Origin of the sequence: Bacillus sp. EAC (assembly GCF_002156875.1) — a bacterium.
Taxonomy (GTDB): Bacteria; Bacillota; Bacilli; order Bacillales; family Bacillaceae_G; genus Gottfriedia.
Window position 1 is genome coordinate 43,120 of sequence record NZ_NCSY01000014.1, and the last position, 14,274, is coordinate 57,393.

The 14,274-nt window shown below is 34.2% G+C and carries 13 protein-coding genes; all 13 read left to right on the forward strand.

Annotated features, from left to right (window positions below; all coding sequences use genetic code 11):
- Window positions 1-32: 32 nt before the first annotated feature.
- The 13 genes from alaS to mtnN all read left to right on the forward strand — a co-directional run bounded on the left by alaS (window position 33) and on the right by mtnN (window position 14,149).
- Window positions 33-2,684, forward strand: coding sequence for an alanine--tRNA ligase (gene alaS, locus B7R65_RS18810; protein ID WP_088044370.1), 2,652 nt, complete (start codon window positions 33-35; stop codon window positions 2,682-2,684).
- Window positions 2,685-2,802: 118 nt separating this feature from the next.
- Entirely contained in the window at window positions 2,803-3,069 is a 267-nt protein-coding gene (locus B7R65_RS18815; RefSeq protein WP_088044371.1) for an IreB family regulatory phosphoprotein, read from the forward strand.
- Window positions 3,070-3,072: 3 nt separating this feature from the next.
- The gene (gene ruvX / locus B7R65_RS18820; RefSeq protein ID WP_088044372.1) at window positions 3,073-3,489 is read left to right on the forward strand and encodes a Holliday junction resolvase RuvX; all 417 of its coding nucleotides are present in this window, start codon (window positions 3,073-3,075) and stop codon (window positions 3,487-3,489) included.
- Between the two features lie 217 nt (window positions 3,490-3,706).
- The gene (locus tag B7R65_RS18825; RefSeq protein WP_088044373.1) at window positions 3,707-3,997 is read left to right on the forward strand and encodes a DUF1292 domain-containing protein; all 291 of its coding nucleotides are present in this window, start codon (window positions 3,707-3,709) and stop codon (window positions 3,995-3,997) included.
- Between the two features lie 348 nt (window positions 3,998-4,345).
- Window positions 4,346-5,440, forward strand: coding sequence for an endolytic transglycosylase MltG (gene mltG / locus B7R65_RS18830; protein ID WP_088044374.1), 1,095 nt, complete (start codon window positions 4,346-4,348; stop codon window positions 5,438-5,440).
- 233 nt (window positions 5,441-5,673) lie between these two features.
- Window positions 5,674-6,339, forward strand: coding sequence for an O-methyltransferase (locus B7R65_RS18835; RefSeq protein WP_088044375.1), 666 nt, complete (start codon window positions 5,674-5,676; stop codon window positions 6,337-6,339).
- A complete protein-coding gene (locus B7R65_RS18840) occupies window positions 6,326-7,258 on the forward strand; it encodes a peptidase U32 family protein (protein ID WP_088044376.1) in 933 nt (310 codons plus the stop codon). Before B7R65_RS18835 ends, B7R65_RS18840 begins: the two co-directional genes overlap by 14 nt.
- A gap of 670 nt (window positions 7,259-7,928) precedes the next feature.
- Window positions 7,929-9,206: a peptidase U32 family protein gene (locus B7R65_RS18845; RefSeq protein WP_088044377.1), complete on the forward strand. Its 1,278-nt coding sequence runs from the start codon at window positions 7,929-7,931 to the stop codon at window positions 9,204-9,206.
- A 20-nt stretch (window positions 9,207-9,226) separates the two neighbouring features.
- A complete protein-coding gene (gene udk / locus B7R65_RS18850; RefSeq protein WP_088044378.1) occupies window positions 9,227-9,862 on the forward strand; it encodes a uridine kinase in 636 nt (211 codons plus the stop codon).
- 209 nt (window positions 9,863-10,071) lie between these two features.
- A complete protein-coding gene (gene greA / locus B7R65_RS18855; protein WP_088044379.1) occupies window positions 10,072-10,548 on the forward strand; it encodes a transcription elongation factor GreA in 477 nt (158 codons plus the stop codon).
- Window positions 10,549-10,627: 79 nt separating this feature from the next.
- A complete protein-coding gene (locus B7R65_RS18860; protein ID WP_088044380.1) occupies window positions 10,628-12,388 on the forward strand; it encodes a peptidoglycan D,D-transpeptidase FtsI family protein in 1,761 nt (586 codons plus the stop codon).
- Between the two features lie 67 nt (window positions 12,389-12,455).
- Window positions 12,456-13,055, forward strand: coding sequence for a YrrS family protein (locus tag B7R65_RS18865; RefSeq protein ID WP_088044381.1), 600 nt, complete (start codon window positions 12,456-12,458; stop codon window positions 13,053-13,055).
- Between the two features lie 401 nt (window positions 13,056-13,456).
- The gene (gene mtnN, locus B7R65_RS18870) at window positions 13,457-14,149 is read left to right on the forward strand and encodes a 5'-methylthioadenosine/S-adenosylhomocysteine nucleosidase (protein ID WP_088044382.1); all 693 of its coding nucleotides are present in this window, start codon (window positions 13,457-13,459) and stop codon (window positions 14,147-14,149) included.
- Window positions 14,150-14,274: the final 125 nt, after the last annotated feature.

Sequence of the window (14,274 nt, forward strand, 5' to 3'; positions counted from 1 at the left end):
AATTAAATTTTATCCTTTTGGAGGTATTTTTTATGAAAAAGCTAACTGCTGCTCAGATTCGTCAAATGTATTTAGACTTCTTTAAACAAAAAGGTCACTCGGTTGAACCAAGTGCATCTTTAGTACCAAAAGATGATCCAACTTTATTATGGATAAATAGTGGTGTTGCTACATTGAAAAAATATTTTGATGGTCGAGTAATTCCTGAAAATCCAAGAATTACAAACTCTCAAAAATCGATTCGAACAAATGACATCGAGAATGTTGGGAAAACTGCACGTCATCATACATTCTTTGAAATGTTAGGTAACTTTTCAATTGGAGATTACTTCCGTGAAGAAGCAGTTGCTTGGGGTTGGGAACTTTTAACTTCTGCTGAATGGTTTGGTTTTGAGAAAGAAAAATTATATGTAACTGTCTACCCAGAAGATAAAGAAACTTATGATTTATGGATTCGTTTAGGGTTAGATCCAGAACATATTATTCTTTTAGAAGGAAATTTCTGGGAGATTGGTGAAGGACCATGTGGACCATGTACTGAAATTTTCTACGACAGAGGAACAAAGTATGATCCGGAAAACATTGGAATTAAATTATTAAAAGAAGACTTAGAAAATGACCGTTATTTAGAAATTTGGAATATCGTATTTTCACAATATAATTCAAAAGATGGATTAGATAGAAAAGAATACCCAGAGCTTCCAAATAAAAACATTGATACAGGAATGGGCTTAGAGCGTATGGCTAGTGTATTACAAGAAGTTGATACAAACTTTGACACTGACTTATTTATGCCAATTATCAATGTTGTTGAAACGATTTCTGGTGAAAAATATCGTGCAGGTCAATTAGATAAAGATACTGCATTTAAAGTAATAGCAGACCATATTCGTACCGTTTCATTTGCGGTTGCTGATGGTGCTCTTCCTTCAAATGAAGGTAGAGGCTATGTATTACGTCGTTTAATTCGTCGTGCTGTTCGTTTTGCTAAGAAATTAGGTGTTGAACGTCCATTTATGTTTGAACTAGTTCCTGTAGTAGCAGAAATTATGGAAAGCTATTATCCAAACGTAAAAGAAAAAGTACCTTTTATTCAAAAGGTGATTAAAAACGAAGAAGAGCGCTTCCATGAAACACTACACGAAGGGTTATCACTATTAACTGCTGTCATGAAAGATGCGAAGGCTCAAGGAAGTACAGTTATTAAAGGTGAAGATGTATTTAAACTTTATGATACGTATGGTTTCCCAATTGAATTGACGGAAGAATACGCAGAAGAAGAAGGATTAACTGTAGATCATGAAGGTTTTGAAGTAGAAATGGAGAAACAACGTGACCGTGCTCGTGCTGCACGTCAAGACGTTGATTCAATGCAAGTACAAAGTGAAGCACTTCGTGAGATTAAAGAAGTTTCAACTTTTGTTGGCTACAGTGAAGGTTTAGTAGAATCAACTGTTCTTGTATTAGTAAAAGACGGTGAAAGAGTTGACGATGTAGCAAACGGTGAAGAAGCTCATCTAATTCTTGATGTCACACCATTTTATGCTGAAAGCGGAGGTCAAATTGCAGACCGTGGTACGCTAACGGCAACTGGATTAAAAGTTGAAATTCTTGATGTTCAAAAAGCACCAAACGGTCAAAACTTGCATCGCGTTAAAGTTGTTGAAGGTGTGCTTTCTGTTGGAACAAAAGTAACTTCTACAATCAATAAATCAAATCGCTCAAGCATTGTTAAAAATCATACAGCAACACATTTACTACACCAAGCTTTAAAAGATACTTTAGGAACACATGTAAACCAAGCAGGTTCATTAGTTAACCAAGAACGACTTCGTTTTGATTTTTCTCATTTTGGTCAGGTTCAACCTGAAGAGCTTGAAATCATCGAGAAAATCGTTAATGAAAAAATTTGGGATAGCATTCCAGTACAAATTTCTGAAAAAGCTATTTCTGAAGCAAAAGCTATGGGAGCGATGGCATTATTTGGTGAGAAATACGGTGATGTAGTAAGAGTCGTTCAAGTCGGTGATTATAGTCTAGAGCTTTGTGGTGGATGTCATGTTGATAACACATCATCAATTGGCACATTTAAAATTATTTCTGAATCGGGTATTGGTGCTGGTACTAGACGTATCGAAGCTGTTACTGGAAAAGCTGCTTATGAATATATGCAAGAACAAATTGGTCAATTAAAAGATGCAGCTGCACTTTTAAAATCAAATACAAAAGATGTTGTTTCTCGTATTGAAATTTTACAATCAGACTTAAAACAAGTACAAAAAGAAAATGAATCACTTTCTTCAAAATTAAGTAACATTGAAGCAGGGAATATTAGTAACAATGTAAAAGAAGTAAATGGAGTGAAATTTGTTGCTGCAAAAGTGAATGGTGCAGATATGAATAGCCTGCGAACAATGGTTGATGACCTGAAAAATAAACTTGGTTCAGTAGTTGTACTGCTGGGATCTGCAAATGATGGAAAAGTAAACTTAATTGCAGGTGTAACTAAAGACTTAGTAGGCCAAGGTTACCATGCAGGAAATCTAATAAAAGAAGCTGCTACAATATGTGGCGGAGGTGGCGGTGGCCGCCCAGATATGGCTCAAGCTGGTGGTAAAGATCCTTCAAAACTTGATGAAGCAGTTGCATTTGTTGAACAATGGATGGCAACAATTTCTAAATAATAAAGTTTTTGTGTACAATAACAGATAGAAACGTTAGTATTTAGTTAATTCGTAAACTACCATATAAAATGGTACAATAGGATTACCTAAAAATATGCGGATAAGTGGGGTGCCTTGTATGGATTCATTTGATAAAACGATGAAGTTTAGTTTACAAGATGAAAGTCAAGATATTCGAGTTAATGAAGTATTATTAAAGGTTCATGATGCGCTACAAGAAAAGGGCTATAATCCTATTAATCAAATTGTAGGATACTTATTATCAGGTGATCCTGCATACATTCCTCGTCACAATGACGCAAGAAGTATGATGAAAAAACTTGAGCGTGATGAAATTATTGAAGAACTAGTAAAATCTTACTTACAACAACATCGTGGAGAATAACTAATGAGAGCACTTGGGCTAGATGTAGGAACTAAAACAATAGGTGTAGCTGTTAGTGATGAACTTGGTTGGACTGCTCAAGGAATTGAGACCGTTAAAATTAACGAAGAACGCCAAATGTTTGGACTAGACCGTCTGAATGAAATCATCATCAGCTACGAAATAGACAAAGTTATTGTCGGCCTACCTAAAAATATGAATGGAAGTATTGGAGAACGTGGTGAAGCATGTCAACGTTTTGCAAAAATGATTGAAGAAGAATTCAAACTTCCGGTTATACTATGGGATGAAAGACTTTCAACGATGGCTGCTGAACGTTTTCTAATTTCAGCGGATGTAAGTCGCAAAAAAAGAAAACAAGTTATCGATAAGATGGCTGCAGTAGTTATTTTACAAAACTACCTGGATAGTATAAAGTGATATAGAAAAGTGTAAGCGCCTTGTTCTCTAAGGGAGGTATGCTAAAATTACGATGTCTTGTCGTAACGCATGCATGATCAACATCATGTTGGCCTTTTGACCTTGAGGTGATAGGCGCTGAAACTGGACAAAGAAAGTGGTGGCTTGGTCAAACAAGCTCCACGTATTCACTTTTATACTTATACATAAAAGGATTAATGATATCGAGGTGATACAGATGGAACACGGTGAAGAAAGACAAATTACAATCATCGATGAAGAAGGCAGTGAGATTCTTTGTAATATTATTTTAACTTTTGAATCAGATGATTACGGTAAATCATATGTAATTTACAGTCCAGTTGGACAAGAATTTGATGAAGATGGAGACCCAGTCTACCATGCTTCAAGTTTCATTCCTGCAGAAGATGGAGAAGATGGAGAATTATATCCAATCGAATCTGATGAAGAGTGGGAAATGGTTGAAGAGGTACTTAATACATTCTTTGACGAAGAAGAAGGAGAATAATAATTCCCTTTTTGAAAATGCTAAACACTTTTAAAAAGTGTTTAGCATTTTTTTTAGGTTCATTTCTAAAAGTTTGTTGTTTTTAAATAGGTTTTTATACAATCTGTTATTAAGATGATGAACGGATATGCGAGACTCCTGTTGGCGTAGCGGAACAGATGAGAACCAGAAGGAGGGACGAGGAGGCTCGTCGCTCGCTCCACTAAAAAGAGTACATCCTCTGAGTGGAAATCCACGAAATACTTTTTTAATAGCACAAATGTTTATGAAAACAGCCTTTTTTATGTAGAATATTGCCGATTTTTAGAGTATTTGTAGTATACTATACGTGAAATAGGAGGTAGGTTAATGGCTTTTAATGATTTTGATAAAAAAGGACTTAAAAATTCAAACAAAAAGAGTAGTATTAAACGAATTATTTTATTTGTAATTCTTACTTTATTTGTTTTACTTGCTGCTGGACTTGCTACATACAAATACATGTTAATGCCTGTCAATTCTTCGAATAAACATAATAAACTAATCATTATACCTGAAGGAAGTTCGGTTGGAGATATTGCAACCATTTTTAAAAAGGAAAAACTAATAAAAAATACTGAAGTATTTAAAATCTACGTGAAATTACATAATAAAGCTAGTTTAAAAGCGGGTAACTATAATTTTAATCAATCACAAGGTATTAAAACAATCGTTAATCATCTACAAATAGGTGGGAAATACCAGGTTGCGGTGAAGGATTTAATGATCCCAGAAGGGACACAATTTATAGAAATAGCAGGTATTATTGCTAAGGAATTTAAATTAGATCAAGCAACTGTATTAAAACAGTTGAATGATAAATCTTTCATAGAATCATTACAAAAAAAATATCCTGATTTATTAACTAATGAGATTTTTAAAAAAGGTATTCGTTATCCATTAGAAGGCTATTTATATCCATCAACATATCTTTATGGTGAATTTAAACCAAGTTTAGAAGATATAATCGCACCGATGTTAAATCAAACAGAGAGTGTTTTAACTAAATATAAAGATGAGATGAATGCAAAAAAATTATCACCTCATAAAACGTTAACAATGGCTTCATTAATTGAAGAAGAAGCCAATAAATTAACTGATCGAAAACTAATTTCAAGCGTTTTTTATAATCGTCTTGATATAGGTATGCCTTTACAAACAGATCCAACTGTTCTATATGCATTAGGTAAACATAAATCGCGTGTACTATATAAAGATTTAGAAGTGAAGTCGCCATATAATACTTATTATATAAAAGGGTTGCCAGTCGGCCCGATTGCTAGTGCAGGTATTGAAAGTATTGAAGCAGCATTACAGCCGGCTAAGTCTGATTATTTATATTTCTTAGCAAATAAAGAAGGTAAAGTAATCTTTACTAAATCGTTAAAAGAGCATAATACAGAAAAAGAAAAGCATATAAAATAAGAAGTTGGCAATACTTGTATAAAAAATAGCAAATTCCTCAGTGATTTCATGGATTACACTGAGGAATTTTGTATATAAATATTTGTGAAAACGTTGTTACTATTCTTGGTACTAGCCAAGGGTCTTTTTTTTATGTTAGAATATTACGGGTCTAATTAAATTCAGATACAGGAAATTTGTACTTACACCTTGTTTTTTACAAGGTTGTATTTCTATTGGAGGCTTTATAAGCAATGAATGAAGTTTTAGTTCGTCAATACTTGGCGAATTTTTATAAACATAGAGAACCTTTTATAGAAGAAATGGAAAATTACGCAATGGAGCAACATGTTCCAATTATGGATAAAGCAGGCATGGAATTTATGCTTGGATTACTTTATTTAATACAGCCAACTTCCATATTAGAAATAGGAAGTGCGATAGGATATTCAAGTATTCGGATGGCAAAAGAGTTTCCAAATGTAAAAATCGTAACGATGGAACGAAATGCTGAGCGGATTCGAAAAGCAAAAGAGTATATTGAAAAAAGTGGCTATAGTAGTCGAATCTTACTTCTAGAAGGAGATGCTTTGCTGCTAAAGGAACAATTGCCTGACAACAGACAATTCGATGTGATTTTTATCGATGCTGCTAAAGGTCAATACCAGAAATTCTTTGAGCTATATGCACCATTCTTATCTGATAGAGGTGTTATCATTTCAGATAATGTTTTATTCAAAGGACAAGTTGCTGAAAGCGCAGAAATCGTTGATGATCGACGAAAACGTGCATTAATAAAAAAGATTCAAAATTATAATGAATGGCTAATGAATCACCCAGAGTATGACTCGACAATAATACCAATTGGTGATGGAGTTGCCATCAGTAAGAAAAGGGGAGTAAACAATGTTCAAGCCTGAATTATTAGTTACACCAGCAAACGTAAATGATATTGATCAACTAGCAGATGCAGGAGCTGACGCTATTATTATTGGAGAACAACGTTATGGATTGCGTTTAGCAGGTGAATTTAACCGTGAAGCGATCAAAGAAGCAGTTGAAATTGCACACAAAAAAGACGTTAAAGTTTATGTAGCAATGAACGGGGTTTATCATAATGAAATTCTTGATGAATTAGATGAATATATTGCTTTTCTAAATGATGCAAACGTAGATGCAATTGTTTTTGGAGATCCAGCTGTACTAATGTCTGTAAGACAAGTTGCTCCGAATATGAAATTACATTGGAACACTGAAACGACTGCTACAAACTGGTTTACTTGTAATTATTGGGGTAAACGCGGTTCAAAACGTGCAGTACTTGCAAGAGAACTTGGTTTTGATGCAGTTACAGAAATAAAAGAAAATGCTGAAGTTGAAATTGAAGTGCAAGTTCACGGTATGACTTGTATGTTCCAATCAAAGCGTTCATTAGTAGGTAACTATTTTGAGTACCAAGGGAAAAACTTAGAAATCATTCAACAAAAAAAATATGAAGATAATATGTTTTTAGTTGACCATGAGCGTAATAATAAATATCCAATTTTCGAAGACGTAAATGGAACTCACATTATGAGTCCAAATGATATTTGTATTGTTAACGAATTAGAAGACTTAATTGATGCAGGAATTGATTCATTTAAAATTGATGGCATACTAAGATCATCTGAATATATCGTGGAAGTAACAAAGCTATACAGAAAAGCAATCGACTTATGTGTAGAAGATCGTGATGCATACGAAGAAATCAAAGACGAACTTTTCGAAAAAATCGAAGCAATTCAACCAATAAATCGTCCACTAGATACAGGATTCTTCTTTAAAGAAACTGTTTATTAAACGAAAAGCGGAATCGGCTTGGTCAGCCCCGACAAGCATAAGGCGAGGACCTGAAAAGGTTGCTTTTTAACCTTTACAGGTACTTGACTTATGACCTCGAGGGGTTAGCCGGTGGAACTAGACAAAACGAAAAGTGGAATCGGCTTGGTCAGCCCCGACAAGCATAAGGCGAGGACCTGAAAAGGTTGCTTTTTAACCTTTACAGGTACTTGACTTATGACCTCGAGGGGTTAGCCGATGGAACTAGACAAAACGAAAAGCGGAAGCGGCTTGGTCAGCCCCGACAAGCATAAGAACAAGAACAATGAAGGTTGCATTTTATCTTCATTGGGCTTGAGCTTATGACGCGAGGGGCTAGCCGGTGGAGCTAGACAAAACGAAAAGCGGAATGCCTTTGCTCAGCAGTGACAAGCATAAGGCAAGGACTTGTAAAGGTTGCATTTTAACCTTTGCATGTCATTGACTTATGACCTCGAACTGCTAAGGCCTGGAGCTAGACAAAACGAAAAGCGGAAGCGGCTTGGTCAGCCCCGTTAGGAAGGCATGCGGTAACCATGACGTATTGTCATAACCCACGCATTTCCTCATCTTAAGTGACCTTAAATTGATTGGATCTATAAAAAAATTAAGAACTTGTTCATATAATATAAAATTGTAGGGAGGAAGAAAAATGGCAATTGGACAATTAGATAAAATAGTTGATGGCAAACGTATTATTGTAAAGAAACCTGAACTATTGGCACCGGCTGGAAATCTTGAGAAATTAAAAATTGCAGTAAGATATGGTGCAGATGCCGTATTTATTGGCGGTAGAGAGTTCGGATTACGTTCGAATGCTGATAATTTCTCAATTGAAGAAATGGCTGAAGGTGTTGAATTCGCGAAAAAATATAATGCAAAAATTTATGTAACGACAAATATTTTTGCTCACAATGAGAATATGGATGGCCTTGAAGAGTATTTACAAGGAATTGAGGGTGCAGGTGTAACAGGAATCATCGTTGCAGACCCGTATATCATCGAAACTTGTAAACAAGCAGCTCCTAAATTAGAAGTACATTTAAGCACTCAACAATCACTTTCCAATTATCGTGCAGCACAATATTGGAAAGAAGAAGGTCTACATCGATTAGTTTTAGCGCGTGAGACAAGCTACGAAGAAATTAAAGAAATAAAAGAAAAAGTAGATGTTGAGATTGAAACATTTATACATGGTGCAATGTGTATTGCTTATTCTGGACGTTGTACTTTAAGTAATCATATGACAGCACGTGATTCAAACCGTGGCGGTTGCTGTCAATCATGTCGATGGGATTATGATCTAGTTCAAACAGATTCTCAAAATCAACATGCTAATGAAAATGCATTATTCGAAGAAGAAGACGCACCATTTGCGATGAGTCCAAAAGACTTAAACTTATTAAGATCAATTCCTAAATTTATTGAAATTGGTGTAGATAGCTTAAAAATTGAAGGCCGAATGAAATCAATCCATTATGTTGCTACAGTTGTGAGTGTTTACCGTAAAATTATTGATTCATATTGTGCAGATCCTGATAACTTTGAATTTAAGGAAGAATGGGTTGAAGAATTAGATAAATGTGCTAATCGCGACACAGCTTCTTCATTCTTTGAAGGATTCCCTGGAATGAAAGAACAAATGTATGGAAATCATAGCAAAAAAACAACGTATGATTTTGCAGGACTTGTATTAGACTATGATGAACAAACGGGAATCGCTACGATTCAACAACGTAACTACTTTAAGCCTGGTGATCAAATAGAATTCTTTGGTCCTGAGCTTGAAAACTTCAAACAAACTGTTGGAGTAGTAGTTGATGAAGAAGGTACGGAATTAGATGCTGCTAGACATCCTTTACAAATCGTAAAGATTAAAGTGGATCAAAAAGTGTATCCATATAACATGATGAGAAAAAAGTTAGTTTGATAAGAAAGAGGGATTGAAGTATGGGGAATAAGCCCATTGTAATTGGTATTGCTGGAGGAACTGGCTCTGGTAAAACATCTGTAACTAAAGCAATATATGACCAATTTAAAGGTCATTCTATTTTAATGATTCAACAAGATTCTTATTATAGAGATCAAACTCACTTACCGATGGAAGAAAGATTAAAAACAAATTACGATCATCCATTAGCATTTGATAATGATCTATTTATAGAGCATATCAATGATTTATTACAATATAAGGCAATTGAAAAACCTGTGTATGATTATACAATTCATACTAGATCTTCAGAAACAATCCCTGTTGAACCAAAAGAAGTTATTATTTTAGAAGGTATTTTAGTTCTAGAAGATGAGCGATTACGTGATTTAATGGACATTAAAATTTTCGTAGATACAGACGCTGATTTACGAATCCTTCGAAGAATTCAGCGTGATATTAAAGAACGAGGAAGAACAGTTGATTCGGTAGTTGAACAATATGTAAATGTTGTTCGACCTATGCATAATTCATTCTGTGAACCATCAAAGAAATTTGCTGATATTATTATCCCAGAAGGTGGCCAAAACTTTGTAGCAATTGACCTAATGGCTACAAAAATTCAGACTATACTTGAAAGAGTAAGTGTATTATAATACCTTCATATGAGAGAATAATACTTAAAACATAAGTTAGAAAGATGGAGAAGAAATAACTTCTTCATCTTTCTATATAAAAGAATGCGTTTTCAAAATAAGAATGAATGATTATTTAATCTCATACACTGTTTGTACAACTAATTTGTATAAGCATAATTTAGAAATTCTACATAAAGAAACGGTGGATACTAAAAGGAGTGTACAAAATGGCTATTGAAAAAAAATTCCCAATGACTTTAGCTGGGAAACAAAAATTAGAACAAGAATTAGAAACATTAAAAACTGTAAAACGTGCTGAGGTTGTAGAGCGTATTAAAATTGCTCGTAGCTTTGGTGATCTTTCGGAGAACTCTGAATACGATGCTGCAAAAGACGAGCAAGCATTTGTTGAAGGTCGTATTACAACTTTAGAGAATATGATTCGTAATGCTGAAATTATTACTGAAAGCAACGAAGCTTCTGATACAGTAGCTTTAGGGAAAACAGTAACATTTTTAGAACTACCAGCTGGTGACGAAGAAACTTACTCAATCGTAGGTAGCGCTGAAGCTGATCCATTTGAAGGTAAAATTTCAAACGACTCACCTATTGCTAGAAGCTTATTAGGTAAAAAAGTCGGCGAAGAAGTGACTGTATCTACTCCAGGTGGAGACATGCAGGTTCGAATTATTGCTGTTAAATAATTAACTAATGATTAAAAAGTGAATATTTAAGTTTGAAAAAAGAACACCCCGTCTACAATGTAGATGAGGTGTTTTTTTTATGCATAAGCGACTAAAGGCCGTATTGGCATTGTTTTCGTTATTATTTGGCGTTATTTTATTAAGATGTTTAGATATAGGAGTGTTACATCAAAAAAACTTTGGATCGAGTCACGTCAATTTGATTGAACGAAGTGTAGCTCAAAGGACTTTTCAATTTAGAATTGATAATGGACGAGGAAAAATATTGGATCGCAATGGTAAACTACTCAGTGCTGCTTACACCCCAAAAGTAATTTTATTTCCCTTTTTAAAAAGTATTGATTGGCCAATCGGGAAATTATCTGAAATAACTGGGGTACCTGAATATGAAATAAAAAATCAATTTATTGGAAAAAAGGAACCATTTACATTAACCGGAATTACAAAGGAAATAACATCTGAGAAAATTGATCAAATTAATAATTTACACGTTTCTGGATTAATCTCTATGCTTTCACAAGATAAAGATGATCAACAATTAGCTGAGCATTTAATCGGTATTGCTAGAGAGAATAAGGAACAATATGAAAAACAATATGAAAGTGATCGAGACTTTAAGCCAAAGGAATTTGGTGTAATCGGGTTAGAAGCTCAATTTGAAGAGTTTCTAAAATCAGATGGTACATCAAATCTAATGCTTCATGTTGATAATCTAGGAAAGCCGATGTTTGGAAATGAAGTGAAATATGCTAAACCTAGTAATCCGTTTTATCCAGTATCATTGTCTACTACAATTGATAAAGATTTACAGAAAATATTGGAGCAGTCAGTTGACAAGGCTAAACTACAAAAAGGCGCTGCAGTTTTAATTGATGTAAAGACTAATAAGCTACTAGCTATGGTTAGTAGACCGGCAATGAATTTTAAAAATTTATTTACAGAAAATGATAATACCGCAACCAATTTTGCTTTGCAGGCAAACACACCAGGTTCAGTCTTTAAAACGGTTGTCGCTGCGGCCGCAATTGATCAAGGAATCGTTCAACAAAATAAACTCTATAATTGTAATAATAATCTAAGAGGCGAGTATGAAAATGATGAGAAGAAGAGAAAAGGTAATTTAACATTCCAAGAAAGTTTTTACGTAAGTTGTAATTATACTTTTGGCCAAGTAGGTCAACAATTATCATTAAAAAATAAAGATATGTTTGAAACATATGCGGATAAACTAGGGTTAAATGGGCCTGTTGGTTGGACTGGATCAGTATATCATGAAGCAAGTTTTAGTCAATTTCAAAATGAAGCGAAATCAACGATTTTTGGTGGCAATAAGCCTTATGAAGGATTAAGAAATACATCCATCGGACAAAAGGATGTAAAGGTGACACCGTTAGCAGTAGCGAATATGATGGCTACAATTGCAAGAGGGGGAACACCAAAAGAAGTGAAAGTAGTTGATTCTGTTTTATATAAAAATGGGACTGAAATGTTTAACTTTGAAGATCAACCGCTTTCTGATGATTATCTTTCTCCTGATTCAATGAAAAAGTTAAGGGAATTACTTCGAGGGGTAGTAACGAGTGAAAAAGGGACTGGCAGAAGGTATAATAGTTTACCTTATACTGTAGCAGGGAAAAGTGGTACTGCAGAAACAAAAAAAGTAAAAGATAAAATAATTGAACAAAATAAATGGTTTGCTGGATATTTTCCATATGAGAATCCTAGATATGCGATTGCAATAGTTAGTTTAAATGTGAAAGATGAAGTAACTTCTACATCTGATTCAGTTGTAAATTTAGTAAATTCTATTCATAGCTACGACAAAACCCACACAAAATAACCTATTTTGTATTACTAGACTCTATGATAAAATGGGGAAAATTAGTTGTTTTTGGGGGATTTTGTAAATGACTTCAATAGAATCAAATCGTAGGGTTCGAAAATTTAGAAAAGAACGAAGAGGAAACTATTTTTTTACAATATTTTTCATTCCTTTATTTATTGGAATTATTTATTTAGGTGTAAAAATTGTGACGCCTTATATCAATGATCAAAAAATAAAACCTAAATTAGCAAAGGCAGAGCAAACTACCCCAGTTGTGAAAGCTGAGCCTATTGCAGTAGAAGAGCCGAATAAGTATCAAACTAGCTACCGTGAGAAAGTAAATAAAATCATAAAAGATTCGAATAATGATGACAATATTATTCAATCAACGGTGAATGAATGGAAACCGACGATTACATCCCAAAATGGATCACATACAGTACAATATAGTTTTCACTCACAAGATTTTTATGAGATGGAAGAAGCAGTTTCTAATGCTATTTTATTAACCAAAGAAGATTTTTCAGTATGGCACTTAAGTAAAGGCTATGATGAACAAAGTGTTAAAGTTTTTGTAGCAACCACAGACTTGTCATATAAGTATATTGTTTATTTGCATTGGGTTAATCAAAAAGGGTGGTTACCAATTTTAGTTCAAGAAGTGAAAGAATTAAAATATTAGGTTCTTTTCTAAAAGATAGAGTTTTAAAAAGCTTTTGTTAAAGTATACTTTTTGATAATGAAAATAATTGGAGCTGAATGTAAGATAATGATGAGGGAGTAACGGGAAGGTGAGGCTACGCAGTGGAACAAGGTAGGCATGCTAAACCACGACGTCCTGTCTTAACGCATGCATGAATCACATCGTGTGGGCCAAGTAGGTACACCGCCTGCCCCACGGAAAGCGAGCATTCAGAAGTGGAAATCCACAAAAACATATGATTATTGGCAGCAAAGTATACAAAATAATAAATAATAAAAAACATAGCACATTCCTGCATCAAAAAGTGTAACTTACAAGATGTAGGATTTGTTTGTGTATGGTAAAATGGATAAAGTTTGATAGAAAGTAGGGAATTTTAAATGAAAATAGCTATAATTGGTGCAATGGAAGAAGAAGTACATGTACTTCGAGATAAATTAGATAACTTAAAAAAAGAAGTAATCGCAGGATCTGAATATAATGTAGGTACATACGAAGGTAAAGAAGTTGTTTTATTAAAATCAGGTATTGGAAAAGTTAATGCTGCTATGGCAACTGCAATTTTATTAGAAAAATATCTCCCTGATGTTGTTATCAACACAGGATCAGCAGGTGGCCTACATACGGATTTAAATGTTGGAGATGTTGTCATTTCAACAGAAGTACGTCATCACGATGTTGATGTAACTGCGTTCAACTACGAGTATGGGCAAGTACCTGGAATGCCAGCTGCATTTCCATCTGATGAGAAATTAAAAGAGATTGCAAAAAAATGTGCAGAAAAAATTAATGGCATCCAAGTAGTGGAAGGATTAATAGTTACTGGTGATTCATTTATGAGCGATCCTGTAAGAGTAGAATTTGTAAAAGGTAAATTTGGCGATCTTTATGCTGTGGAAATGGAAGCTGCAGCAATTGCACAAGTTTGCTATGCATTTAACGTACCGTTTGTTGTAACTCGAGCACTATCTGATATAGCTGGAAAAGAATCAAATATTTCATTTGATCAGTTTATTCATACTGCTGCTGTTAACTCAACTTTGATGGTTGAAGAAATGATTAAAGCACTATAAGTTTAGTTTGAATGCCTTTAGATCGAAATCTAAAGGCATTTTTATTTTTTTATGAAATATAATTGAGTGAGTACTCACTTTTTTGTTGACCTCAATTAACTAAATGACTAATATTATAGTGAGTA

Coding starts and splice junctions, on each gene's coding strand:
- alaS (WP_088044370.1), top strand. CDS start 33: ATGAAAAAGCTAACTGCTGCTCAGATTCGTCAAATGTATTTAGACTTC.
- B7R65_RS18815 (WP_088044371.1), top strand. CDS start 2,803: ATGGATTCATTTGATAAAACGATGAAGTTTAGTTTACAAGATGAAAGT.
- ruvX (WP_088044372.1), top strand. CDS start 3,073: ATGAGAGCACTTGGGCTAGATGTAGGAACTAAAACAATAGGTGTAGCT.
- B7R65_RS18825 (WP_088044373.1), top strand. CDS start 3,707: ATGGAACACGGTGAAGAAAGACAAATTACAATCATCGATGAAGAAGGC.
- mltG (WP_088044374.1), top strand. CDS start 4,346: ATGGCTTTTAATGATTTTGATAAAAAAGGACTTAAAAATTCAAACAAA.
- B7R65_RS18835 (WP_088044375.1), top strand. CDS start 5,674: ATGAATGAAGTTTTAGTTCGTCAATACTTGGCGAATTTTTATAAACAT.
- B7R65_RS18840 (WP_088044376.1), top strand. CDS start 6,326: ATGTTCAAGCCTGAATTATTAGTTACACCAGCAAACGTAAATGATATT.
- B7R65_RS18845 (WP_088044377.1), top strand. CDS start 7,929: ATGGCAATTGGACAATTAGATAAAATAGTTGATGGCAAACGTATTATT.
- udk (WP_088044378.1), top strand. CDS start 9,227: ATGGGGAATAAGCCCATTGTAATTGGTATTGCTGGAGGAACTGGCTCT.
- greA (WP_088044379.1), top strand. CDS start 10,072: ATGGCTATTGAAAAAAAATTCCCAATGACTTTAGCTGGGAAACAAAAA.
- B7R65_RS18860 (WP_088044380.1), top strand. CDS start 10,628: ATGCATAAGCGACTAAAGGCCGTATTGGCATTGTTTTCGTTATTATTT.
- B7R65_RS18865 (WP_088044381.1), top strand. CDS start 12,456: ATGACTTCAATAGAATCAAATCGTAGGGTTCGAAAATTTAGAAAAGAA.
- mtnN (WP_088044382.1), top strand. CDS start 13,457: ATGAAAATAGCTATAATTGGTGCAATGGAAGAAGAAGTACATGTACTT.